This window comes from Siphonobacter curvatus, from assembly GCF_002943425.1.
In the GTDB taxonomy this organism is placed as follows: Bacteria; Bacteroidota; Bacteroidia; order Cytophagales; family Spirosomataceae; genus Siphonobacter; species Siphonobacter curvatus.
Genome location: NZ_PTRA01000001.1, coordinates 2,785,620 through 2,808,834 on the forward strand (window position 1 = coordinate 2,785,620; position 23,215 = coordinate 2,808,834).

At 49.2% G+C, this 23,215-nt stretch carries 23 protein-coding genes; 15 read left to right on the forward strand and 8 right to left on the reverse strand.

Annotation, left to right across the window (positions count from 1 at the left end; all coding sequences use genetic code 11):
* Positions 1 to 113: 113 nt before the first annotated feature.
* Positions 114 to 941, reverse strand: a complete 828-nt coding sequence (locus C5O19_RS11665) for a M48 family metallopeptidase (RefSeq protein ID WP_104712305.1) — start codon at positions 939 to 941, stop codon at positions 114 to 116.
* Between the two features lie 191 nt (positions 942 to 1,132).
* On the opposite strand from C5O19_RS11665, the gene C5O19_RS11675 reads away from it, so the two are divergent.
* The 9 genes from C5O19_RS11675 to C5O19_RS11715 all read left to right on the forward strand — a co-directional run bounded on the left by C5O19_RS11675 (position 1,133) and on the right by C5O19_RS11715 (position 8,994).
* Entirely contained in the window at positions 1,133 to 1,744 is a 612-nt protein-coding gene (locus C5O19_RS11675) for a fumarylacetoacetate hydrolase family protein (protein ID WP_104712310.1), read from the forward strand.
* A 29-nt stretch (positions 1,745 to 1,773) separates the two neighbouring features.
* Positions 1,774 to 3,645, forward strand: coding sequence for a M23 family metallopeptidase (locus tag C5O19_RS11680; protein ID WP_104712312.1), 1,872 nt, complete (start codon positions 1,774 to 1,776; stop codon positions 3,643 to 3,645).
* 144 nt (positions 3,646 to 3,789) lie between these two features.
* Positions 3,790 to 4,245, forward strand: a complete 456-nt coding sequence (gene bcp, locus C5O19_RS11685; RefSeq protein WP_104712314.1) for a thioredoxin-dependent thiol peroxidase — start codon at positions 3,790 to 3,792, stop codon at positions 4,243 to 4,245.
* 104 nt (positions 4,246 to 4,349) lie between these two features.
* Positions 4,350 to 5,198 (forward strand): transketolase, encoded by an 849-nt coding sequence (locus C5O19_RS11690; RefSeq protein WP_104712316.1) that lies wholly within the window; start codon positions 4,350 to 4,352, stop codon positions 5,196 to 5,198.
* 137 nt (positions 5,199 to 5,335) lie between these two features.
* Positions 5,336 to 6,295, forward strand: coding sequence for a transketolase family protein (locus tag C5O19_RS11695; protein ID WP_104712318.1), 960 nt, complete (start codon positions 5,336 to 5,338; stop codon positions 6,293 to 6,295).
* A gap of 202 nt (positions 6,296 to 6,497) precedes the next feature.
* Complete coding sequence (locus C5O19_RS11700) at positions 6,498 to 7,037, forward strand: RNA polymerase sigma factor (RefSeq protein ID WP_104712320.1); 540 nt, start codon at positions 6,498 to 6,500, stop codon at positions 7,035 to 7,037.
* Between the two features lie 99 nt (positions 7,038 to 7,136).
* Positions 7,137 to 7,583: a hypothetical protein gene (locus C5O19_RS11705; protein WP_104712322.1), complete on the forward strand. Its 447-nt coding sequence runs from the start codon at positions 7,137 to 7,139 to the stop codon at positions 7,581 to 7,583.
* A 49-nt stretch (positions 7,584 to 7,632) separates the two neighbouring features.
* Positions 7,633 to 8,103: a hypothetical protein gene (locus C5O19_RS11710; RefSeq protein ID WP_094813491.1), complete on the forward strand. Its 471-nt coding sequence runs from the start codon at positions 7,633 to 7,635 to the stop codon at positions 8,101 to 8,103.
* Between the two features lie 237 nt (positions 8,104 to 8,340).
* Complete coding sequence (locus C5O19_RS11715) at positions 8,341 to 8,994, forward strand: porin family protein (RefSeq protein ID WP_165796007.1); 654 nt, start codon at positions 8,341 to 8,343, stop codon at positions 8,992 to 8,994.
* 74 nt (positions 8,995 to 9,068) lie between these two features.
* On the opposite strand, the gene C5O19_RS11720 is transcribed toward C5O19_RS11715, so the two are convergent.
* A complete protein-coding gene (locus C5O19_RS11720) occupies positions 9,069 to 9,617 on the reverse strand; it encodes a YqgE/AlgH family protein (protein ID WP_104712327.1) in 549 nt (182 codons plus the stop codon).
* Positions 9,618 to 9,798: 181 nt separating this feature from the next.
* The gene (locus C5O19_RS11725; protein WP_133163353.1) at positions 9,799 to 10,557 is read right to left on the reverse strand and encodes a DeoR/GlpR family DNA-binding transcription regulator; all 759 of its coding nucleotides are present in this window, start codon (positions 10,555 to 10,557) and stop codon (positions 9,799 to 9,801) included.
* 96 nt (positions 10,558 to 10,653) lie between these two features.
* Between C5O19_RS11725 and C5O19_RS11730 the strand changes: the two genes are divergently transcribed.
* From C5O19_RS11730 to C5O19_RS11740, 3 genes are read left to right on the forward strand one after another with little or no spacing between them, the layout of a single operon-like run.
* The gene (locus C5O19_RS11730; protein ID WP_104712332.1) at positions 10,654 to 11,343 is read left to right on the forward strand and encodes an HAD family hydrolase; all 690 of its coding nucleotides are present in this window, start codon (positions 10,654 to 10,656) and stop codon (positions 11,341 to 11,343) included.
* A gap of 7 nt (positions 11,344 to 11,350) precedes the next feature.
* Positions 11,351 to 11,893, forward strand: a complete 543-nt coding sequence (locus C5O19_RS11735; protein WP_104712334.1) for a 5' nucleotidase, NT5C type — start codon at positions 11,351 to 11,353, stop codon at positions 11,891 to 11,893.
* A 41-nt stretch (positions 11,894 to 11,934) separates the two neighbouring features.
* Positions 11,935 to 13,095: an MFS transporter gene (locus tag C5O19_RS11740; RefSeq protein ID WP_104712337.1), complete on the forward strand. Its 1,161-nt coding sequence runs from the start codon at positions 11,935 to 11,937 to the stop codon at positions 13,093 to 13,095.
* Positions 13,096 to 13,332: 237 nt separating this feature from the next.
* Here the strand turns inward: C5O19_RS11740 and C5O19_RS11745 are convergent, their stop codons facing one another.
* A complete protein-coding gene (locus C5O19_RS11745; protein ID WP_207766401.1) occupies positions 13,333 to 14,604 on the reverse strand; it encodes a hypothetical protein in 1,272 nt (423 codons plus the stop codon).
* Between the two features lie 589 nt (positions 14,605 to 15,193).
* Here C5O19_RS11745 and C5O19_RS11750 point away from each other — a divergent pair.
* Entirely contained in the window at positions 15,194 to 16,117 is a 924-nt protein-coding gene (locus C5O19_RS11750) for an EamA family transporter (RefSeq protein WP_102201527.1), read from the forward strand.
* Positions 16,118 to 16,182: 65 nt separating this feature from the next.
* Positions 16,183 to 17,094, forward strand: coding sequence for an alpha/beta hydrolase (locus tag C5O19_RS11755; RefSeq protein WP_104712341.1), 912 nt, complete (start codon positions 16,183 to 16,185; stop codon positions 17,092 to 17,094).
* A 72-nt stretch (positions 17,095 to 17,166) separates the two neighbouring features.
* On the opposite strand, the gene C5O19_RS11760 is transcribed toward C5O19_RS11755, so the two are convergent.
* Positions 17,167 to 18,201, reverse strand: coding sequence for a LacI family DNA-binding transcriptional regulator (locus tag C5O19_RS11760; protein ID WP_243406372.1), 1,035 nt, complete (start codon positions 18,199 to 18,201; stop codon positions 17,167 to 17,169).
* A 285-nt stretch (positions 18,202 to 18,486) separates the two neighbouring features.
* On the opposite strand from C5O19_RS11760, the gene C5O19_RS11765 reads away from it, so the two are divergent.
* A complete protein-coding gene (locus C5O19_RS11765) occupies positions 18,487 to 19,098 on the forward strand; it encodes an RNA polymerase sigma-70 factor (RefSeq protein ID WP_104712343.1) in 612 nt (203 codons plus the stop codon).
* Positions 19,099 to 19,184: 86 nt separating this feature from the next.
* Here C5O19_RS11765 and C5O19_RS11770 read toward each other — a convergent pair whose 3' ends face one another.
* The 3 genes from C5O19_RS11770 to fabG form a co-directional block, all read right to left on the reverse strand.
* On the reverse strand, positions 19,185 to 20,069 hold the full coding sequence (locus tag C5O19_RS11770) for a DUF2279 domain-containing protein (RefSeq protein ID WP_104712345.1): 885 nt from the start codon (positions 20,067 to 20,069) through the stop codon (positions 19,185 to 19,187).
* Between the two features lie 81 nt (positions 20,070 to 20,150).
* On the reverse strand, positions 20,151 to 22,208 hold the full coding sequence (locus tag C5O19_RS11775; protein WP_104712347.1) for a carboxypeptidase-like regulatory domain-containing protein: 2,058 nt from the start codon (positions 22,206 to 22,208) through the stop codon (positions 20,151 to 20,153).
* Positions 22,209 to 22,362: 154 nt separating this feature from the next.
* On the reverse strand, positions 22,363 to 23,109 hold the full coding sequence (fabG, locus tag C5O19_RS11780) for a 3-oxoacyl-[acyl-carrier-protein] reductase (RefSeq protein WP_102201532.1): 747 nt from the start codon (positions 23,107 to 23,109) through the stop codon (positions 22,363 to 22,365).
* Positions 23,110 to 23,215: the final 106 nt, after the last annotated feature.

The window sequence follows — 23,215 nt, forward strand, 5'->3', positions numbered from 1 at the left end:
AAAGGGAAAGGCCACTCTTTGGTGTAGCCTTTCCCTTTTTGCAACGTTCGTAGTTTCAGTTCTACCGAAATCACTTCATTTCAACAACTGTAAACCACAACTATAAACTAACCCTATCGGCGGGCGTAATACTTCTCGGCCTCTGGCAACAACTTTTTCAGATCGTTGATCCGTTGTTGGTCTGAGGGGTGCGAAGAAAGCAGTACGGGAGGCTTCTGGGCATTTTTGCTGGCTTCAGCCATACGTCCCCAGAAGGTAACTGCCTCTTTCGGATCATAACCCGCCATGGCCATAAAGATCAGTCCCAAGTGATCCGCTTCACTTTCGTGCTGACGACTGTACCGCAGAATAGCCAGGTTAGCCCCAATGGGAGCCGCTACGTTAAAGACCGTACTCCAGACATTGCGAGCCTGCGTGGGCTTATTAGCATTGGCTACGCCCAACGCCACCTGTCCGCCCGTGAGCAAGCCCTGGGCTACGTACTGCTGACTGACGCGTTCGGATCCGTGCTTCGCAATGGCGTGCGAAATCTCGTGGCCCATCACCGTGGCTAGCCCCGCTTCCGTCTGAGCAACGGGAATCAAACCCGTATACACGACCACTTTACCACCGGGCATACACCAGGCATTTACCTGATTATCCTGTACCAGGTTGAATTCCCAGTTATAACCATCCAGGTACTCGGGATGCTTAATATCATTGAAATATTTGGTAGCCGCTGCGGCAATTCGCTCGCCTACCCGCTTCACCATTTGCGTATTGGCGTTACTGTTGGAGATAACTTTGTTGGTATCCAAAAACTGCTTGTAGCTCACCAGAGCCTGCTGATTCATTTCAGCATCGGATACGAGTAATAATTGATTCCGGTTTGAGATAGGTACACGACTACACGCCCATATCGTTGTAGCCAGTACAATACCTAGGGCAAAGGTTCTTTTCATGATTGTGGAAATGCTAAATGAGGAAATGCGAAATGAATTGTAAAGTACTTGCTAGAAAATCCTGTACCGAACCCACAAAGTGCTCTGGGATCGCTTAGCTTTGCATACAGGTCGGTTAAGCCTCCAAAAATGAGGAACAAAACCCACTTGATTGCTTTTAGATCAGTATTGTCTTCGAACATTCATCATTTATGCGGATTTTTTGCATTGGGCGAAATTATGCCGAGCATATCGCCGAACTACAAAACGAGCGGCCCGCCGAGCCTGTTATATTCAGCAAGCCCGATTCTGCCATTTTAAGAGAAAATAACGCTTTCTACCTGCCTGACTTTACGCAGGATGTTCATCATGAACTGGAAATCGTATTGAAAATCAATAAGCTAGGCAAAAATATTCCGGTACAGTTTGCGGATAATTATTACGAAGAAATTGCTCTGGGTATTGATTTCACCGCTCGTGATGTGCAGTCCAAGCTAAAAGCCAAAGGACTTCCTTGGGATATTGCCAAAGGTTTCGATAGTTCGGCCCCTATTTCTAAGTTTGTGCCGAAAAGTCAGTTTCCGGAATTTCCCAAACTCAACTTCAATCTTACCATCAACGGCGAAACCCGTCAGGTAGGTGATACAACCATGATGTTGTGGTCCTTTGGGGAAATTATTGCCTACTTATCGAAGTTCTTTACCTTGAAAATTGGTGATTTGATCTACACCGGTACGCCCGCAGGCGTAGGTCCGGTACACATTGGCGACCGGCTGGTGGGGACACTGGAAGGTCAGGAATTACTGAATTTTGAAGTCAAATAATTCTACAGCCAACCTGAAACAACCCCGGGTTGGCTGATCCATTTTCTTACGTATTCGTCTTGCTAGCTCGTATTCTTTCGTTGGCCTGGGTACTAGCCTCTTCCGCCGCCGCCCAGCAACCGTACCTTTTTCCTATTTTACCCGGACAAACCGCTCAACTGGCCGGTACCTTTGCCGAGCTTCGGCCGCAGCATTTTCACGCAGGTATCGACATCAAAACTCAGCAACGCGAAGGGCTTTCGGTACAGAGCATTGACCGGGGGTACGTTTCCAAGATTATCGTTAGTCGTACAGGATACGGCAATGCGGTTTTTGTTACGCATCCATCCGGCGAAACCAGCGTGTACGCTCACCTGCAACAGTTCAATCCTCGAATTGCTCAGTACGTGTATCAACAGCAGGTAGCCCGCCATTCACCCGAAGTAGTGCTCACGCCCGCTCCCAGTACCCTTCCGTTGCAACGCGGTGAAGAACTGGGACTTTCGGGTAATTCGGGGGGGTCCATGGGGCCACACCTGCACTTTGAAATCCGGAATGCACAAGGGATCAACGTTGATCCGCTGAATTATTCCTTTGCAGAAGTACACGATAACATTCCCCCCGTGCTCGAAGCACTAGCCGTCCGTACCCTGGATGCGAATGCCCGGGTTGAAGGCCGTTTTGGTCGTATGGAGTATGGCTTTATTAAGGAAGAATCGCCGAAGCCTTCCGTGCACCTGTATCGGTTACGGGATACGCTACGAATGGTGGGGGAAATGGGGCTGGAATTACTGGCGTACGATCAGAGTAACGGCTCTGCTTCCAAAAATGGACTAAGTTGCGTGGAAGTACATGTGGATGGCCGCGAGCTGCATTTTCACCACCTGGCTCAGGTACCCGAAGCCTATACCGACGACATTAACATTCACACCGATTACGCCACGTATTTCGAAACGAGTCGCTTTTTCCAGCGTTGCTACAAAGCGGATGGCAATGACCGCGTACCGATTTACTCCCCCCGCGACGGACGTTTACGCGTCAACCCCGGAGCCATTCATCAGGTGACGATTACTACCTGGGATCATTTTCAGAACAAATCGCAACTGCATTTTGTAGTGAAAGGCGATCCGAAAGAAGGCCGCTCCGCGGATCCTTCCATACGCTGGACGGTGGAAGAAAACTGGCTGGTGGTGAAAGGGGCTCTGGCCGATTCATTACAGGTCTATCTTCCTGGAAAACATCAGATTCTGAGTCCAGCGTACCCCAGCTGTTACCTCTGGGATTTACGTCAGGGTTTGCCCGATTCACTTGATACGGGTTCGCAGCTGATTCGGTTTTCGTTCGTGGGTACGGCTTATCCCAAAAAACCGGGACGACTTAGCAGGGACCGCCTGGAGCTGGAATGGAAATCCGAAAGTCTCTACGATACGTTATTTCTGAATCTTCAGGAAAAGAATGAAAAGCTACTGATTGGCGATCCGACGGTGCCCCTGAAAGGTAAAGTCACGATTCATTACCAACCCGTAAGTCCCATCTCTGAATACGAGAAAACGGCCCTGTACCGGGATGGTGAACGGCCTGAATTTGTGGGCGGGCAATGGAAAGACGGCCGTATCCACGCCGAAACGCTGTACCTAGGCACGTACCGACTAGCGACGGATACGCTGGCTCCAACCATCACGCCGGTGAGTATAAATACCCGCCAGCTTCGTTTTCGCATTAAAGACAATTTATCCGGGATTAAAACCTGGCAAACCCGGGTTGGTACGGAAACAGTCATTCTAGAATACGACGCCAAAAATGATTTGCTGTTTTCGAAAATAAGGGAAGAAAATCGTCCTTTTCAGGGTGAATTACGATTGGAAGTGACGGACAATTCAGGAAACAAAGCTACTTTTGAACGACCGAACCTCCATCCATAAATCGAGGATGTCCGTCGTTAGCAGGAATTATTTTCGGATAAGAAAAGAAGAAATTTTCCGATCCCGTTACGATTCCAGCCATACCCTTTTTAGTTTAGCAGGAATGGAAGTTACTGCTTTCCATTCCTAAAGCCTTACGTATCTATGTCTCTTCAAACTGGCGATCAGGCTCCGGCCTTTGAAGCAGCCGACCAGAATGGTCAACTCGTCAAACTCAGTGATTTCGCCGGAAAGAAGGTAGTCCTGTATTTTTACCCCAAAGATGATACGCCAGGCTGTACGGCTCAGGCCTGCAACCTCCGTGATAACTACGAAAGCCTATTACAGGCGGGTTATGTCATACTTGGCGTTAGCGTAGACGATGAGAAATCGCACCAGAAGTTCATTAAAAAGTACGAGCTGCCTTTTCCTCTGCTGGCTGATACCGACCATAAAATCGTGGAAGCCTACGGCGTCTGGGTGGAAAAAAATATGTACGGCAAAACCTATATGGGTACGGCACGGACGACTTTCGTGATTGATGAATCCGGGAACATTGCTCAGATCATCCGCAAAGTTGACACCAAAGACCACACTAGTCAGATTTTGCAATCGGCGTAAGTTTGTGTCGATTTCACACAGGTAATTTATCATTTAGTTATAGGGTTTGACTCGACTAAAGTACTCGTTTAAGCAAGCCCCTTTGTTTTCGCTTATCTACACATATGAATCTTCAGGAAATTGCTTCTCAGGTTCGTCGTGACATCGTCCGGATGGTACACGGCGTCAAATCAGGTCACCCCGGTGGATCATTAGGTTGTACGGACCTGCTGGTGAGTCTGTATTTCAAACACATGGATTTGAAAACCGACGAAAACGGCCAAGTAGTATTTAACATGGACGGAAACGGTGAAGATCTTTTCTTCCTGTCCAACGGTCACATCTCCCCGGTTTTGTATTCCGTTCTGGCTCATCGCGGCTACTTCCCTCCCGCCGAGCTGGCTACCTTCCGTAAACTCGACTCGCGTTTGCAGGGTCACCCGGCAACGGCCGAGCATTTGCCCGGTATCCGCATCGCTTCAGGATCGCTGGGTCAGGGTCTTTCGGTAGCCATTGGTACGGCTTTAGGCAAGAAACTTAACGGTGATTCGCATCTCGTGTACGTACTCATGGGCGACGGCGAGCAGCAGGAAGGCCAAATTTGGGAAGCGGCTACGTTTGCTCCCCACCACAAAGTGGACAACCTGATTGCGTTCGTGGATTTCAACGGTCAGCAGATCGACGGTCCGACGGAGAAGGTCATGAACAACCGCGACCTCGGAGCTAAATATGAAGCTTTCGGCTGGACGGTTCTGCACATGGACGGCAACGATTACGACTCCCTGGATACGGTCCTCAGCGAAGCAAAAGGTCTGACGGGTCAAGGTAAGCCCATCGTGGTCATTACCAAAACCGAAATGGGTCAGGGTGTTGATTTCATGATGCACACGCACAAGTGGCACGGTACGGCTCCCAACGACGATCAACTTGCGAAAGCCCTCGCCCAACTCCCCGAAACTTTAGGTGATTACTAAGTAGAGTTTGCCGTTTTGAGTTTTCAGTTTTGAGTTAATGCCGGTATACAAAAACGCTGGGTTAAACCAAGTGATAGCTGGTGTCTGACTTACTGAAAAACGCTAAACACAAAACTCTCAACCAATAACTCATTCCAATGAAACAATATCCCTATACCGATAAAAAAGATACCCGCTCGGGTTTTGGAGCGGGCATGACCGAACTGGGTCGTACCAATCCTGACGTCGTAACGCTGTGTGCCGACTTAGTAGGATCGCTCAAAATTGACACGTTCATCCAGGAAAACCCCGAGCGTTTCTTCCAGTGCGGTATTTCTGAAGCTAACATGATCGGCGTATCCGCAGGTCTGGCCATTACGGGCAAAATTCCCTTTGCAACGACGTTCGCCAACTTCGGTTCCAGCCGCGTATTCGATCAGGTACGCCAAGCGGTAGCCTATTCCAACAAAAACGTAAAGATCGCCGTCTCACACGCCGGTCTGACGCTGGGCGAAGACGGTGCCACGCACCAGGTACTCGAAGATTTAGCCATGATGAAGGCTCTGCCCAACATGACGGTCATCAACCCCTGCGATTACAACCAGACGAAAGCGGCTACGATTGCTTCAGCCGCCTACGAAGGTCCCGTATACCTGCGTTTTGGTCGTCCGGTGATTCCGGTATTCATTCCCGAAGATATGCCCTTCGAGATTGGAAAAGCCATCACGCTGAACGAAGGTACGGATGTCAGCATCTTCGCAACCGGTCACCTGGTATGGGAAGCCCTGCAAGCCTGCCAAATGCTGGAAGAAGAAGGTATTTCGGCCGAAATCATCAACATCCACACCATCAAGCCGCTCGATACGGAAGCCATCCTGGCCTCGGTACAGAAGACGGGTTGCTGCGTAAGTGCGGAAGAACACCAGGTAAATGGCGGTTTGGGCGAAAGCATTGCTCATACGCTTATTACTAACTACCTAGCTCCGCAGGAATTCGTTGGCGTGAAAGATACGTTTGGCGAAAGCGGTACGCCCGATGAACTGATGACCAAGTACGGTCTGAAAGCAGCGAACATCGTAGAAGCGGCGAAAAAAGCTATCGCCCGCAAAACGAAATAAGGTGGCATTATTTCTTAAAGGCTAGTCCGAAGACTATTTCGGACTAGCCTTCTTTTTTGTTGATCCATGAAAAAGACCTATCTCGGTCGTTTTTTCACTGATTTTAACAATTTGGCCTTCGATTCGGGCTATTGGGGCTTGCATTGGAATCTTTCCATTCCCTATACTTGTTCCCTCATAAGTAGTATTGAAAGTAAAATACATGTCTGATCAGGAACTGTTGGAAAAATTTGCGAATCCGGAAACGCGTAATTACGCGTTCAATCTGTTGATTCGTAAGTACCAGCATAAAGTATACAGCCTGATTCGGAAGATGGTTATCGATCATTCGGACGCTGATGATCTGACGCAGGAAACGTTCATCAAGGTCTGGCAACACCTGGCTGAGTTTCGTGGGGATTCGCAACTGTTTACCTGGATTTACCGCATTGCCAGTAATGAAACGTTCAATTTCCTGAATAAAAAACGTCGTCGTTTCTTTCTGCCCCTGGATGATGTTGACTACGAATTGGAAGCGAAAATTGATGCTGATCCCCAACTTTCCGGGGATGAGATTCAGAATAAATTACAAAAAGCCATCCTTCGCCTGCCCGAAAAACAACGCCTGGTTTTTCACTTACGATACTACGACGAAATGCCCTACGAGCAAATGTCCGAAGTAACCGGGACTTCCGAAGGAGCCCTGAAAGCCTCGTATCACCACGCCGTACGAAAAATTGAAGAATTTTTAAACGGAAATTAAACTTTGCCGGGGCGAACTGTTCCAAGTTTCGAGTAAGCAATAAACTGATCCTCAATGTTTTTTGAATAGTACAGTTTGTTGATTTTATAGGACGAAGAGATGGAAAACAAAAAAATAAAACTGGAAGACATTCCGAAAATTAACCCCTACTCTGCTCCTGATCCGTATTTCGACGACCTGCCGCAGCGTATCCAGGCTCGCATTCACGAACAACGGACACCCGAACGCGTATGGTCTCTGAACTGGTCCTGGCGACGGAGCTGGTTGTCGGCGGGAGCCGCGGCGGCGGTGGCCGTACTGATGTACGTCAGCTGGCCCGTACGGCAGGATTCCATCGGCGTAGAAACGCTGAGTCAGGTAGCTTCCGAAGATATTGTCCAGTATCTCCAGCAGCAGCCAAATGTTTCGGTACAGGACTTGTCCGAGTCGCCCAAAAACCGGCCCCTCATCGACAGCCTCAGTACCCAACCTCTGCAAAACCTGAAAGCGTCGAAGAAAGATATTCTGGATCAGATTCCGCTGGAAGATTTGGAAGATTTAATTTAGTACCATGCACCTACCCAATCGTTTGAACGATTGTTTTTTAAGAAAACGTATGAAATTCTGGATCACTGGTAGTTTGTTTTTCTTGCTGACGGTAGTTTCCTACGCCCAGCAGCCTGCCAAAGAAGGCCAACCTAATAAGGAAGGTCAGCAACGCATCCGGGCCGCCAAAATTACCTGGATTACGAACCGGTTGAACCTGACACCTGATCAGGCTAAAGATTTTTGGCCGCTCTTTAATGAATGTGAAGATAAAAAACGGGAGATCCGTCACCGGCTGCGTCGGCTTAACGGAGAAACCAATAATTTGAACGCCAGCGACGAAACCATTCGTAAGAATTTGAAAGAAGTACTGGACCTGCGGCAACAGGAAGTAGACCTCGAACGCGAGTACCAGACGAAATACCTGAAAGTTCTGAATGTGAAACAGTTATCAGAATTGTACAAAGCGGATCAGCGATTTACCCAGATGTTGATCGAACGGTTAAATAACCGCCCTCATAAGGAACAGGATCAGCATTAAGCATACTCCATTTCGAGAAACAACGCATCAAAACTGGTGCGTTGTTTTTTTATGCCGTTCGAACTCAATACCTTACTAGCTGATCAATGCGTTCAAAAAGAACGGTCATTTTTTCAGTATACCAAGTCCGCTGGCACAAAACTTTCGTTCGTATTGATCAAATAAGCTGTTTAACCATTCGTTTGTTCACCTATGTATCAGATCCCAGTAAAGTCCTATTTTAAATCCTTCAATCCTATGCGTGCGTTCGTGCTGGCCCTGTGTCTCTGCTGGGCGGGCAGTGTATCTGCTCAACGAGAAAATATTTCTCTGGGACCCATGATCGGTGGATCATACTCCACCCTAACGAATACGCCGGAAGGTGTTCAAAACAAGTACAAAGTTGGTCCGTCGGCGGGTGTTTTCATCAACTATAGTATCAAAGAGCACTTTGGTTTAACGGCCAACGTCTTATACTCCCGCTGGGGTACCGACTACGAAAGTTTCAACAACAGTACCAATGGAGCCTTCAAACTGAACCTGGACTACATTCACGTTCCAGTCTTGGCTACGTATTACTTCGGCAACGATATGGGTCCTGGAGCCATTCGTCCCAAGTTGTTTCTGGGGCCTTCCGTTAGCTTCATGGTCAGTAATAATGGCCTCGTTAACCAAAATTTTCAGAAAATTGACGTGGGAGCTACGGGTGGAGTAGGTATCAACATTGGTCTGGCTAAGCAACAGTGGATCAACGTGGACGTTCGTTATAACCTCGGGTTCAGTCAGGTCTACAAAAATGTACCGGGCTACGAGAATATCCACAACCAGTCCTTCTCGCTCAACGTAGGCTACAGCTTCCCCGTGGGCCAGTACGATAAGGGTAGTAACAAATTCAGCGGTAGACGACGCTAAGTCGACAATCCCTGGAAAATACAAAGGCCGGACTATTTGTCCGGCCTTTATTTATGCCCTACAAACGCTGAAATCTAATTCAATCGGGGATCCGTCGGATAATGGGACAGCACCCGGTACGCTCCTCCCATATCCCGCAAGGTCGATCGCCAGAGCTGGTCCGTCGGACAATCAAAGAGCTGGCCAGGGCGGGTGTTGGAAACGATCCAGGAATCCCGGTTCAGCTCATCGTTTAGTTGGCCTTCTCCCCAGCCCGAGTACCCAATAAAAAAGCGGATATCTCCAGCGGGTAACGATCCCAGATTGAGCAGTTTCTTGATCTGTTCAAAGTCACCACTCCAGTACAGACCGTCCTGCAATTCCGTTGAACCTTCGATCAAATCCGGGCGGCGGTGAATGTAATGCAGCGTATTTTTCTCAACGGGTCCACCCACAAAGAGCGGTACGTCAGGATAGATATCGTCTTCAATCACATCATCCAGCAGCAACTCCGTCGTTTGAGTCAAAACCAGCCCAAAAGTCCCTTGCTCATTGTGTTCACAAATCAGTACTACACTCCGCTCAAAATTTTCATCACCCAAAAACGGTTCAGCTAACAACAAACTGCCTCGGGTCACCTTCATTTGAGCATTGTTTTTTCCTGGAAGAAAGTCGCTCAATTCTCTCATGGTCAGACTATTTGAAAATCGTTGGATAAAGCTGCTAAGAGCAAGATAAACGATTTTTCTTCACAAACCAGCTTCTTTTCGAGAAAAAAACTACCTTTTTAAATATTTTTTACGCTTTTACCTGCATTTCCTTCGGTTACCAGATTTCCACGCCTTTGTGATGATACGGTTCAAGTTGCTCCGTTGTCATGGCCGAAGAGGTTATGAGCAGGTCCAGGGCTTCGTAGGGACATACCCGGCACGTATCGGCCGTATCGAATTTATCCCGCCAGGCCGTCGCAATGACTTTTTGGGATACTTCTACCATTTTCTGTTTCAGCAAGGCTTCTTCCCAATACGGCGTCGTTACCCCCAACTCGTGATGAATGGAACATACGCCCACGATGCAAAAGTCCGGCCGTAACTGTTCGAGCGTATGCATGACCCCAGCCCCCAGGGTGACCTGAGCCCGCTTGTAAACCCATCCTCCCATTAGGTGTACTTCCACGGAAGGATGCTCGCTAAGAATTTGGGCAATGGCCAAACTGTTGGTAAAAATCTGGGCATTCAGGTCCGTTGGGAGCCTTTGAGCAATGACCATGTTGGTGGAACCATTGTCCAGAATAATTGTCTGCCCATCCTTAAACAATGCGGTAGCTTTCCGGGCAATTTCTTCCTTCTCGTGCTGGGCGTAGGCAATGCGTTCGGTCATCTTGAGCGGAGCCGGTGCCCGGGGTACGCTGGGAATGGCTCCGCCGTGTACTTTCTTGAGTAAACCCTCTTCCGCCAGTTCATTGAGATCCCGACGAACGGTATCATCCGAAACTTTTAATTCCTGGCTTAATTCCACCGAACTTACCCGCTGGTGCTGCGTCAGTTTCTGAAGAATGTATTGGAGGCGTTCTTCGCGAAGCATTTCGTTTTTTTTCGTTTTATAACGCAAAGATAATCTTAATCATGCGGATTATTTCGGTTTTTTACCGAATTTTGCAACATCACTAGCAATTAGCCTATGAAATTGGTCATTTTTGATATGGATGGCGTACTCGTGGACAGCGAGCCGATTTACCATCATTTTCACCCCTATTTTTTTGAAAACCATTTGGGTATTCCCCTGACGCAGGAAGAAGTGGATGGCCTGACCGGTGTCGCTTCCCGTGAGATTTACAGTCGCTACAAAGCCCTGTATCCCAACCAGTTGCCTAATGCTCCGGAAGTATACGTGGAGCAGGAATACGACCTGCTGATGGAGAAATTTGCGGCTCTCGAGCCCTTTCCCGTCATTCAGGGTATTCCCGAATTGCTGACCACCTTACAGGAGCAGGGGTTTAGAAGGTGCGTATCCTCCTCCAACCAGCGACGCATGGTGAATCTGTGCCTGGAGCGTTCGGGTTTGAAAAGCTATTTCGAGAACGTGTACAACGGCGAAGACGTTGCCCGGGCGAAACCCGATCCCGAGATTTTTATCAAGCAAAGTGTGTATTTTGGCGTAGCACCCGAGGAATGTCTGGTCATTGAAGATTCAACGAATGGATGCCGGGCCGCCAAGGCTGCTGGTATGCCCTGCGTCGGGTACGTCAATCCTAACTCGGGCAATCAGGATTTATCGCTGGCCGACTGGAAAATTGATGCCTGGGATACAGCAGGTATTACAAAGTTATTAACCATTTTAAAAGCCACGAACCTGGAAACGGTTCGCTAAGAAACGAATGAAACGTATTTTGATTGACATGGACGATGTGCTGGCGGATGCTTCCGGCCGTTTTGTGGAATATTGCGTAAATCGGCTGGGACGATCCGTTACAAAAGATTTATTGAAAGGTCCTAACTGGGCGGCGGCTGTAGACATTCACGCAGATACGGTAAAAAGCTGGGTACACGAACCCGGCTTTTTCCGGGGTATGACCGTCATGCCCGACGCTCAGGAAGTGGTAAAAAAGCTTATGGAACAGTATGAAGTGTTCATCGTTTCAGCAGCGATTGAGTTCCCGAACTCTCTGAAAGAAAAAGTCGAGTGGCTGGCTGAATACTTTCCTTTCATCGATTGGCGGTACATTGTTCTCTGTGGACACAAATGGATGATTGACGGCGATTATCTCATCGACGATCATGAGAAAAATTTGAGTACCTTTCGTGGTACGCCGATTTTATTTGATGCTCCGCACAACCAAACCTTAGAAGGCTACCAACGCGTGCAAACCTGGCGGGACGTTGAACGCCTGCTGTTGCCGGAGCTGTTACCGAATCCATAACCCCAGGCAAGTCCGGATAGCCCAAAACGAACGCTTACTTTATGCTCTCTCCTGAAGTTCCTCCACCGGCTCGCCTCAACTATACGGCGGCCCGGGTATCGGTCAGTACATTTTTCTTTTTGATGGGATTGAGCTTTGCGAGCTGGGCTTCACGTATTCCGGACATTCAGGAAAATCTGCATCTAAGTGCGGGTGAACTAGGTTCAATTCTGCTGGGAATGCCCCTGGGATCGCTGGTAGCACTGGCCCCGGCGGGTTGGCTGGTCACCAAACTAGGCAGTCGGAAAGTAACGTTATGGGCTCTGGTAGCCTACGTAGCGGCCTTACCTCTGCTGGGATTAATGACAAGTGGCTGGCAACTCGCAGTGGCCTTATTTCTGTACGGGGCCGCCGGAGACGTTTCCAATATCGCCGTCAACACGCAGGTGGTAAACGTGGAACGAGGCCTCGGCAAACCGATTATGTCTTCCTGTCACGGCTTGTTCAGCATTGGAGCCTTCGCGGGGTCTGCTCTGGGAGGCATTGCGGTTTCCTTGCGAATATCGCCTTTGTACCACTTTCTGGCAGTCCTGTTTCTTTCCGTCGTCATGGCTCTGGTGTCCGTCCGGGCTTTGCTTAGTCAGGATCATAAACAACAAACTTCGACGGAGAAAACACCCCTTTTCGTGTGGCCCGACCGAGCACTCTTACTGCTCGGTCTCATTGCTTTCTGCTGTATGCTCACGGAAGGAGCCATGGCTGACTGGTCGTCCATCTATTACCGACAACGGGGCGGTGGCGTGGCGTCTTTAGGGTATACCGCTTTCACCATCACCATGGCTGCCGGACGCTTTATGGGTGACTGGCTTACCGTAAGACTGGGTATTCGAAAAATGCTTCAGATTAGTGGCCTAGGTATTGCCTTAGGTATGGCACTGGCCGTATCGGCTCCCTTTCCCTGGGCCGTCATCATTGGCTTTTTAATCATTGGTTTTGGCGTAGCCGTCGTTGTACCGCTGGTGTATTCGGAGGCAGGACGTTCCGAAACCATGTCAGCAGGCATTGCTCTGGCTGCCGTATCCACCGTAGGTTATACGGGCTTTTTAATGGGCCCTCCACTGATTGGATTTGTGGCGGAAGCCGCTACCCTCCGCATCGCCCTGAGTATCGTTATCATTCTGGGTTTTACGATCTGGTTACTAGCTCGTCGGGTGCGGCACTAGCCCTATGGAAAGCCTGACTCAGGATTCTATTCAAAATCGTATTGCTAAACGGAATCGGCGGGACATCCGTGTGCGTTCGCTGTTCCCTCTAACTGCTTAGTACGCTCCACCCCCGGACCTCAATAAAAAACCTCCGCTCAAAGAGCGGAGGTTTTAACCTTCCCACTATAAACTACTCTGATAAAAATTCGAACCTTTGGTTTTCGCTTTCCCCTCGGTCAAACGCCACGGCAACGCTTAATTCCAGAACACCTGATACTGGAGCAGTACCGCTCCTTTGGTACCGATGCGATCCGCGGTATTCGTTCCAGGTATATTCTGGAAAACGGGGCGGTTCTGGTAGGCCAGGGTGAGTTTCGAAGTTTGTCCTTTCAACAACCAGTTGACACCGGCATCCCAGAATAGTACTGCCGCATTTAACCGCTCGTAACGGGCGTATTGCAGACTTGCGTAGGGCATTAGGGTAGTCTTACCCAGCAGATTTTCCCTACACTTATAGCCTACCTGCCCGTATAACAAGTGGCCCGTCCCGAAGGAAGGATAGCCGTTGCCACTTCCATTCACAATGTCCGTACGCGTAGTACCCGAGGCCGGATTCATGGTTGCCTGATTTCGCAGGTACCCCGGTCCGTAATCGGTATGCATGTACACGGCATACGCACTCAGAGCGGTACCTTTAGCTGAATTCAGCGGCACGTCGTAAAATAGATCCACGGCAAAATTTCGCATGGCCGTCGAAACAGTATCCGTACCCACTAAGTGCCACTGAGCGGCGGGCTGGTATTGAAACCCGGCTCCTACGTTCAGGACCCGTTTGCTTCCCAGATACGTTCCGGCATTGTAACCCGTCACATTCGACTCCGGATCCAGGAATTGCCACTGGACGTACCCGTGCCACTGCATGCGGGTGGGTCGGGGCGAAAACGACGAGTTGCCGGATACGCCAGGCGTATAGCCCGCTGCTTTGGTGATGGACATCGGGTTACTCATCACCAACCGATAGTCCAGCTTGCCCCATTTTCCTTTGGCGTACAAACTGAGTTTCCGCAGAAACTGATCCGTTACGTCATTGGTATTCTGCTCGAACAGAGGAGCATCAATGCCCAGAATAGAACCGACGGCCGGAGCCGAAAACCGGGACAGTCCATTCCAGGCCGTGAGTCCGCCCCCAACGAACAATTTCTTTCGAACGACTTCATAATCCCCGTTGATGTCATGGATGAAAAACCCCGCTTTTCGATCCGACAAAGCATTAAAGTTGTTCATGCCGATTTGCGTATAAATAAATACGCGATCGGCAATTTGCCCGAAAGCCTGCAAACGAGCCCGGCGAATCCCAATATCAGTTACATTCGTCTGAGCAAACCCATTCACTGTACTACCGGGATTTAGCTCCGTATTTCGCAACCAGATTTGGGCATTCAGGGTCACTTTAAAATAATTGCTGCCGTCTTCGTTCAGCCACAGCTTGCCTTCTTTAAAAGTCTGAGCTTGCGAGGACAAACTCATACCTAACCATACAATACACCAACACTTCTTCATAAAGCAGACTAAAAGGACCTTTTATCGCCCTAATATCGCTCCCTTCCCAGTGTTCACTCACGTAAAATCAGAATTCCGTTGAATTTCTGTGTCCCATGTTAGACTTTACTTTCGGCAAAAATGGAAGTATTCTTAGTCCGTTAGATCATTCTTGATCTGAAAGTTAAGCTACAGGCATTGATTTTAAGGCCGTTTTAATATAGGCGTCCGTTTTTCCCTTGCTTGGGCTACCAAGACTTGTCAAACCTGAATGCCTCAAGACTTGAAGAACGTTTCGTAATCGCTACTTCTCTAGTTGCCCAGAGTATCAGAACCAGCAAGCTGCCTTTGTAGAAAGGTTGTCACGAACTCCATTCTTCGAAAGTCAACGAAAAACCGCCTTCCTATCACGCTGACAACAGCATTTCTGGCAAAATGTGTTGGTAACCGTTGAATAAAAAGTGTTCACAGATTCTGGATTCGCAGTTCCCGAGGGTAATGTAAAGCTTCCTGCGTCTTTCCAATGAAAGCAAGCCTTCTCATTTTGTAGCTTTGCTTCGCTTTTTTCACTTCCCCTATGAATCGTACGTCTTCGTTACAAATCTGGTCCGGACTCATTTACCTCTACTTAGCCTGGGGGAGTACTTACCTCGCTATTCATTACCTCATAGAAACCGTCCCGCCCCTCATGGCTTCGGGCGTACGGAACTTTACCGCCGGACTGCTCATGCTAGTCTGGGCTAAAGCCACGGAGCCGCGAGTATGGCCCAGTAGCCGGGCCTGGCTTACCTCAAGTATTGTGGGTATTTTGCTACTCGGCGTCGGCAATGGGGGCGTGAGTATTGCCGTGGCCTGGGTGCCCACGGGATATGCCGCTTTGATTGTGGCGGCGGTACCCATCTGGCTCGTTTTACTTCAACTGCTATGGCTACGCCAGATCCCGAGCCCGATGGTCATTGGAGGTGTTCTGACCGGTGTGGTAGGCGTTGGGTTGTTACTGGATTTTGATGCTTTTTCGCTCGAAGGAACGTCGGCAAATTTTACCTGGGGTATTCTGGCATTATTACTGGCCACCTTCTGCTGGAGTCTAGGAATGGTGATTTCGCAGCGGGCTCAGCTCCCCTATTCCGCCGCCTACTTATCGGCGATGCAAATGCTGGGCGGTGGTATCGCCACGCTGCTGGTCAGCTCCGCAGTAGGTGAATTTTCAAAGGTGAATGTGGCCGGTTTTAATCATAGTACTTGGCAATCGTTTCTGTACTTACTGAGTGTAGGGTCGTTGGGCGGATTTACGGTATTCAGCTGGCTGTCACAACGGACCTCTCCTACCTTGCTGGCCACGTATAACTACGTCAATCCGCTGGTAGCCCTGTTGCTGGGCTATGTATTTGTGGGCGAGCAACTCACCTTTAAAGTCGTTGTAGCCGCAGGGATTATTATTCTGGCGGTTGTCCTTATTACGGTTGGTCAACGCATGCAAAAACGAGCAGCGGCCCGTTAGCATCCACTATTTAATTGGAGAAAGTTTCAGATCTTTCTCACCTTTTCTAAACCTAACTATTAATCATGAAAAAACTTTGGTTCGTTGCTCTCATGCTTTCTTTTCAGACTCAAGCCCAGCAGGTAATTCCCTTGTACACGGGCAGTCCTATTCCAAACCAGGCTCCCAACGCTCCCACCAGCGACGAGATCGTAGACCCAGGCAAGAACGATGGCGTTTTACGAATTAGAAACGTAACCAAACCTAGTATCACCGTGTACAAAGCGGCTAAACCTAACGGTACGGCGGTCATTATTTGCCCGGGAGGGGGCTACCATATTTTAGCAGCTAGTCACGAGGGCTCCGACGTAGCGAAGGTGCTCAACGAAGCCGGTGTAACTGCTTTTGTACTGAAATACCGACTGCCCTCTACCGAGAACCTGCTAGTGCAGAAAGAAACCGGACCGCTCATGGACGCCCAGCAAGCCATCCGGCTCGTGCGGTCACGGGCGAAAGAGTTCGGGATACAGCCCAACCGCATCGGGATCATGGGCTTCTCGGCGGGTGGCCACGTAGCCGCCACGGCGGGTACGCACTTTGAGAAACCCCTGGATGCGAGTTCAACCGTATCGGTACGGCCCGACTTCCTGATGCTGATTTACCCCGTCATCAGTATGACGCCGGAGTTGACCCACCAAGGCTCGCATGACGCGTTGCTGGGCAAAGATGCCAGTACTGAACGGGTAGATGCGTATTCGAATGAAAAGCAGGTAACCCGCCAGACGCCACCTACCTTTCTGGTTCACGCAGCGGACGACAAAGCTGTACCCGTCAATAATTCCATTGTTTTCTTCCAGGCGTGTCAAAAGAACGACGTTCCTGTCGAACTGCACGTCTATCCAAAAGGCGGTCACGGTTTTGGCCTTACCAACAAAACGACACCGGATCAATGGAGCGATCGGCTAAAGAACTGGCTGAGTACGCTTTTCAAAAATTGATGGTTTCAACCAGGGATCGTCCGCTTAAGATTCAAACGAAAGGAGCAGCCTTCATTGGGCTGCTCCTTTCGTTTATACTTTCTGCGTACGTTGCGAAGATCGCCGTACTACCAGATCTGTCTGTAGGATTCGGGTTTGGTACCGGATGGGTTTTCCTTTTTTCTCAATCATGTCGATCAGTAATTCCGCCGACTGCTGACCCATTTCAAAACCGGGTTGAGCGATCGAACTCAAGGGTGGATCAAGCAAGGGGGCAATGGGCGGATCCGAAAAGCCGATCAAAGCGACTTCTTCGGGCATCTTCATACCTACTTCCCGAATCGCCAGGTGAGCCCCTAGGGCAATACTGGTACTGGCGGCCAGAATACCGTCGGGATGATCGCTTAGATCGGCGAACAGTTCTTTCGTTAGCTGATTGCCGCTGTTTTGCCGAAACGGACCTTCGACGAGCCATTCCGCCCGTATGGGTAAATCATGCTTCTGTAAAGCGGCTTTAAAACCACCCGTACGCTGTTGAACAATGGGCAAATGCTGCGGCCCGGTCAAACAGGCCAGTTTTCGGCAGCCTTGCTCAATCAAATGTTCGGTCGCCCGAAAAGCTCCGTCAAAATCATCGACAATCACCTGGTGGGTTTGAAAATTTTCCACTTTCCGGTCGAAAAAGACGACGGGAATACCTTGTTCCTGAAGCGTTCGAAAATGGTCCAGATTGCGAATCTGACTGGCCGTGGAAACCACCAGTCCATCCGCTCTTCGCACCAGGATATTACGCACATCGGTTACTTCCCGATCCGAGGAGTCATGGCTTTGGTAAATCGTAATGTGATACCCCTGCCGGTAAGCCACTTCTTCAATTCCACTGATTACCGAGCCAAAAAATGAATTCGCAATTTCGGGTACGATGATACCGATGGTCTGGCTCCGGCTCCGTTGCAGACTCAACGCAATCGGGTTGGGCGTGTAGCTCAGTTCGCGAGCCAGCTCCAGTACCCGCTGTTTGGTTTCGGCACCAATTTCACTGCTGTCCCGTAAGGCCCGCGATACAGTCGATTTGGAAAGACCCAACCGACGGGCGATTTCTTTCAAGGTAATAATAGGCGTGTTCACAAAACGTAGAGGTTGTTTCGCGGAATAGTACAAAGTTTCCTAGCCATGCTAAAAGTCCTCTGACGAGTCCGACGAACGCAAAAATTGAATTTTACCTAAAAAAAAGTGAAGTAAAGATAGTTCCGGGAACGGTTTCGGGAACGGTTGCGTAAAAATATTTTTGTGTACTCTTGGCGATGCGGTTCTATACGTTCTAATATCCCACCATCGTTTCAGCAGAATTTGAATCGGTAAAATTCAGATTTCCAGGAATAATCGTATGCGATAATCACTAAAAACAGATCTATGAACAGTACGTCTCGCCGCTCTCCTCTCCGTACGAGCCCCGCCAAACCGAAGGTCTCTACGTCACAGTTGTTCGAACGTTTTATCCAAAACGCTGACGCTACGGCATTTTCTGATCTGTACCACCGCTACCACAAGCGATTACTCGTATACGCAACGAAGATTTTAAACTCCTCGGAACTGGCTGAAGAAGTAGTACTAGACGTGTTCATGCACTTCTGGCAACATCGTTCCCGGTTGCAGATTCACACTTCGTTTGAGTCATATCTGTTCCGTTCTGTACGTAACCTGGCCTTTGATTACCTCAAACATTACCGCCACGAACTACACCTGCACGAGATTACGCCCGAGGTTGCGAATTCCCTGCCCCTCTCGGAAGATCGCATCGCCGATCAATACGATTACCAAATTGTCAGTCATTTTATTGAAAGCCATATTTCGGCTCTCCCCAAACGCTGTCGCCTGATTTTCCGGATGAGCCGGGAGGAAGGACTGATGTACCGGGAAATCGCGGAAAAATTAAATCTTTCCATCAAAACGGTGGAAGCTCAGATGGGACGGGCCTTGAAGATGCTCCGTTCCGCCTACGAACAACAATTTCAGGCCGTTTAAGTACCAACCACCCACGTATACAATAAAAGCGAGTCCTGGTGAAAACCAGACTCGCTTTTTTAGTTAATCGCTAGGTTATGACAGACTTAAAAATACACGGGGTGTACCTTGACTTTGAACTTAGGAGGCACTTTCGACACCCGGAATTCAATCGCCGGAGCCGGAATTTTCAGGCAATTCGCCAGGAATAACAGACTCTTCAGTAAATCAGAATGCGTAGGAATACGCGTCAGATCCAGGTCAGGCGAGATAAAAAACTGTCGAACGGGTCTTCTGCCTAAAGCGATACTTTTCTCGTAATCCGCAGCAATCATGTTGTCAATGCCATATCCAACGGCGATATTAAGTAGCTTGGGCCAGCGAACGGTACGTTCGTTGGGAGCCTGAAAGGAAGCCGGATTCATCGATAACCAGTACGTTTGCCCGTTGTAATCCTTCAGCCAGCTTTCACTCCAGCTACGACCCAACAGCTCCGGTCTTTCGCGAGCCAGTCGGGTTGGGTGAAAACTCCATTTGGGGGTAACCCGTACTTCTCCCCAAGCCAATTGCTGCGTTACCAAAATCGCCGGGCCGGTTAGATTCGCTACAACATCCCCAATTGAAAAGCCGTATTCGGGCGAAAAGCCGTCCAGAATTTCAATGGGTAACATGAATGTAACGCCGCTGGTAGCTCCGTACAAGGCGGACTGTTGGTTATTCATTCCAGCCCACTGGTACGCGGCCATACCCATACGAGCGATTTGATAGGCCGTGTAGGCGTGTCCGGCTTTATCCAGCTGCAACCATTCTTTATTGTCGTTGAAAGTATGAAAATTCTTGAGCGGCTTTTTGTACCAGGCTTTACTCAGACCATAAATCGTTCCGGCGAAAACGGCTCCCTGGCCAATCAATAAGCCATTCAACCGGTCCTGCCGAATCTGGCCGAAAACCGTTGAATGGAGAAAGCCGAGAAGAAAAATCAGTTTACGCATAAGGTGCCAAAGGAGCACAAAGAAAGCAGATGCCCGCTTACGCCGCGTAACAGAAACAAGAAAGTTGTTTGGTCGGATACTTTAATAACTACCCAGGTATTTGCGGAAACCCCACTCCAAAGCAAGTAGCGTCAGCAGGATAAAGAAAATCCAGCGAAGATTGATGGGCTCCCGTAAGTCTTCCGTACTGGTTAGTTTGTCGGGCAAATCACGGCTCAACAGGTTTTGTTCAAGCGTCTGTAGCTGGCTGGCGGTATAGAACTTACCGTTGGATTGCTGGCTCAGCTGGCGTAACAAATTGAAGTCAGCGGTCGTATTGGCCAGTTCCAGTTGTTCATCCCGAATAACGAATTCACCACTGGCCGTCTCATCCTTGCCCAACACTTTCGCCGTAGCCGCATAGCGATACACGCCAACGGGCAAGTTGCTGATCTCAAAACGACTAGCCGATGAGGTATACGTGTATTTGCGAGCCTGACCTTTCTCATCGGTAATGGTCAGCGTAACCTCGGGCCCGTAAATCCGTTCGTATAGTTCATTATAGATTTCGGTTTCGAACGCCACCCGATCTTCCAGTTGAAACTGATTCTGGGTGGGGTACACCCGCAGTTTGCGTTTGTCGTCTTTAGAAGCAAGAAACTGAATCAGCTTCGTCACCAGTTCATCAACCACCTCCTGCTTTTCCGTAAGTCGGTACTCTTCCAGTCGCCATTCCCACAAGCCTTCGCCCAGCAACATAGCTCCGCGTTTAGGACTTGAATTGAGAATAAGTAATGGCTTACTGGTTTCAATCGTATTTTTCTTTTGAAACAGTACGACTTCCGAATTAGCCAAAGGTCGTACCTCACCAAAAGGCACGGACAGCGGCGGCAGTTTGCGTAACAATTCCATCTGTTCGGCATTCAGATTCAGACGGGTGAAATTCCGGTTATAGAAAGCCGTAACTTTATCCAGTTGACCCGCCTGAGCCTGAATTTGAGCCACTTGCTGGGCATTATTCAGTGGATTGGTACCCGTCTGACTCGCTACGATCCAGAACACGGGAGTACCCTGATCCATTAATCGTTTGAGATACGCTCCGGAAGAATTGAAAGCGTCGGGCTGCTGGTGGAAAATGAGGAGGTCGTATTTTTTGTCGGAAGGCTGGGGCGGCGTACTGGGATTTACGATCTGAAAGTCAAACTCGAAGTTGTCATTTTTTTCAATGATACTACGCATGGCCTTGATGTCCGGGTGAGGAGCCGATGCAACGAGCAAAATCCGCTGGCGACCATCAATCACTTCCACGTACACATCTTTCCGGTTGTTTTGGGTGGTATGCTCCCCGGGTAAGGGTACGACTTCGACGACCAAATGTTGCAAACCTTTGGCCAGAGCCTGCGTAGTGAAGTTGACGGTAGCGAGAGCCCGTTCTTTGGGAAATTGTACCGTTTGCTGGGCAAGCGTTTGACCACCCCGTCGCAGCACTACCGTAGCCGTCCGACCCGCGTAGCCATCCGCCAGAATATCGGCCTGAATGGGAAACTGATTACCTAGGTACGCAATCTGGTTGGCCGTGATGGTTTTCAGATTTACATCCCGCTTTGGCGTGGTATCGCCTACGGCCAACGAATGAATGGGAAAGGTAAAGGATTGAAATGTTGGCGATACGCCCTGATTTACGATGCCATCTGAAAGAAGCACGACATCGGTAACATTCCGTCCTTCCAGACTGGTTTTAACGTTCGTCAGTAGAGCGGATAAATCGGTTGATTTCTGAGTGAAGCGGACGGAATCCAGACTGGATACGGGCGTAGCTCGTAACGTTTGTACTTCAACGGCGTATCCTTTGTTTTCCAGAGCTTCTTGAAAGCTTTTCAGCCCACTGATCAGTCCCTGTCCCTGTTTCCCTACCGAAGCCGAGTTATCCAAAGCCAGTACCACCGTTTTCTTTTCGACGCGTACTTCCGTTTGGCGTAGTAACAGATTGAGTAGCAGAAAGCACAGTCCGGAAACTACGATGAACCGAAGGACCGCCAGCGACCCGTTGGCCACTTTGCTCCAATTCGCTTTGGGCTGATAGAGAAGAAAAGCATAGAATCCACCCACCAAGAGGCAAAGCAGAATCCACCACGGCGAAGACTGAAAAACGAAGTTCAAGCTGTTGAGTTTAGAGTTTAAAGCGGCCGTTGCCGCAGTTTAGCGTTTAGAGTTTTGAGTTGAGCGTTCAACTACGAGTTTCCTTGATCTATAGACTAGCTAACAGGTCTCCTTTTTAAACACAAAACTCAAAACTCCCAACGCTAAACTCATTTTAGGTCAGCAGTCCCCCATTTACCTGGAGTACCTGACCCGTGATGTATTTAGACATATCCGAAGCCAGGAATATACAGGCATCGGCTATCTCTTCGGGCTGACCACCGCGTTTCATGGGAATTGAATTCATCCATTCTTCTACGGCCTTTTCGCTTACTTCGCCCGTCATTTCAGTAATGATAAAACCCGGTGCAATGGCGTTGGAACGTACATTGCGGCTCGCCAATTCCAAGGCTACGGATTTCGTAAAACCAATAATACCCGCTTTGGAGGCAGCATAGTTAGCCTGACCCGCATTACCCCGCACGCCTACAATAGACGTCAGGTTAATGATCGAACCACTTTTCGCCTTCATCATGGGGCGAGTGGCCGCTTTGGTCAGGTTGAATACCGACTTCAGGTTTACCCGAATTACTTCGTCCCAGGCTTCTTCCGTCATCCGCATCAGCAGGCCGTCCCGGGTGATACCAGCATTGTTGACCAGCACGTCCAGCGTACCAAAATCAGCAATGACTTGTGTAATCAGCTCTTCGGCGGCTTTATAGTCGGAGGCATCCGAACGGTACCCTTTGGCTTTAACGCCCAAAGCGGCTAATTCTGCTTCCAGAGCCTGACCTTTTTCAACACTCGACAGATACGTAAAGGCAACGGAAGCCCCTTCCTGAGCAAAGCGAGTGGCAATGGCCCGGCCAATCCCCCGGGAAGCACCCGTAACCAGGGCGACTTTTCCTTGTAATAAAGGCATACGAACAAAAATGTTTGGAGTACAAGCGACAAAAATAACCGCAAATAGCGATAATACGGTGGTAAGTTGCGAGGATCGCTCCGGTAAAGTCAAGTTATTTTCGTGA

Coding starts and splice junctions, on each gene's coding strand:
- C5O19_RS11770 (WP_104712345.1), bottom strand. CDS start 20,069: ATGCGTAAACTGATTTTTCTTCTCGGCTTTCTCCATTCAACGGTTTTC.
- C5O19_RS11745 (WP_207766401.1), bottom strand. CDS start 14,604: ATGAGTTTGTCCTCGCAAGCTCAGACTTTTAAAGAAGGCAAGCTGTGG.
- C5O19_RS11735 (WP_104712334.1), top strand. CDS start 11,351: ATGAAACGTATTTTGATTGACATGGACGATGTGCTGGCGGATGCTTCC.
- C5O19_RS11755 (WP_104712341.1), top strand. CDS start 16,183: ATGAAAAAACTTTGGTTCGTTGCTCTCATGCTTTCTTTTCAGACTCAA.
- C5O19_RS11710 (WP_094813491.1), top strand. CDS start 7,633: ATGAAATTCTGGATCACTGGTAGTTTGTTTTTCTTGCTGACGGTAGTT.
- C5O19_RS11750 (WP_102201527.1), top strand. CDS start 15,194: ATGAATCGTACGTCTTCGTTACAAATCTGGTCCGGACTCATTTACCTC.
- C5O19_RS11720 (WP_104712327.1), bottom strand. CDS start 9,617: ATGAAGGTGACCCGAGGCAGTTTGTTGTTAGCTGAACCGTTTTTGGGT.
- C5O19_RS11665 (WP_104712305.1), bottom strand. CDS start 941: ATGAAAAGAACCTTTGCCCTAGGTATTGTACTGGCTACAACGATATGG.
- C5O19_RS11715 (WP_165796007.1), top strand. CDS start 8,341: ATGCGTGCGTTCGTGCTGGCCCTGTGTCTCTGCTGGGCGGGCAGTGTA.
- C5O19_RS11695 (WP_104712318.1), top strand. CDS start 5,336: ATGAAACAATATCCCTATACCGATAAAAAAGATACCCGCTCGGGTTTT.
- C5O19_RS11700 (WP_104712320.1), top strand. CDS start 6,498: ATGTCTGATCAGGAACTGTTGGAAAAATTTGCGAATCCGGAAACGCGT.
- C5O19_RS11705 (WP_104712322.1), top strand. CDS start 7,137: ATGGAAAACAAAAAAATAAAACTGGAAGACATTCCGAAAATTAACCCC.
- C5O19_RS11740 (WP_104712337.1), top strand. CDS start 11,935: ATGCTCTCTCCTGAAGTTCCTCCACCGGCTCGCCTCAACTATACGGCG.
- fabG (WP_102201532.1), bottom strand. CDS start 23,109: ATGCCTTTATTACAAGGAAAAGTCGCCCTGGTTACGGGTGCTTCCCGG.
- C5O19_RS11675 (WP_104712310.1), top strand. CDS start 1,133: ATGCGGATTTTTTGCATTGGGCGAAATTATGCCGAGCATATCGCCGAA.
- C5O19_RS11690 (WP_104712316.1), top strand. CDS start 4,350: ATGAATCTTCAGGAAATTGCTTCTCAGGTTCGTCGTGACATCGTCCGG.
- C5O19_RS11725 (WP_133163353.1), bottom strand. CDS start 10,557: ATGCTTCGCGAAGAACGCCTCCAATACATTCTTCAGAAACTGACGCAG.
- C5O19_RS11765 (WP_104712343.1), top strand. CDS start 18,487: ATGAACAGTACGTCTCGCCGCTCTCCTCTCCGTACGAGCCCCGCCAAA.
- bcp (WP_104712314.1), top strand. CDS start 3,790: ATGTCTCTTCAAACTGGCGATCAGGCTCCGGCCTTTGAAGCAGCCGAC.
- C5O19_RS11730 (WP_104712332.1), top strand. CDS start 10,654: ATGAAATTGGTCATTTTTGATATGGATGGCGTACTCGTGGACAGCGAG.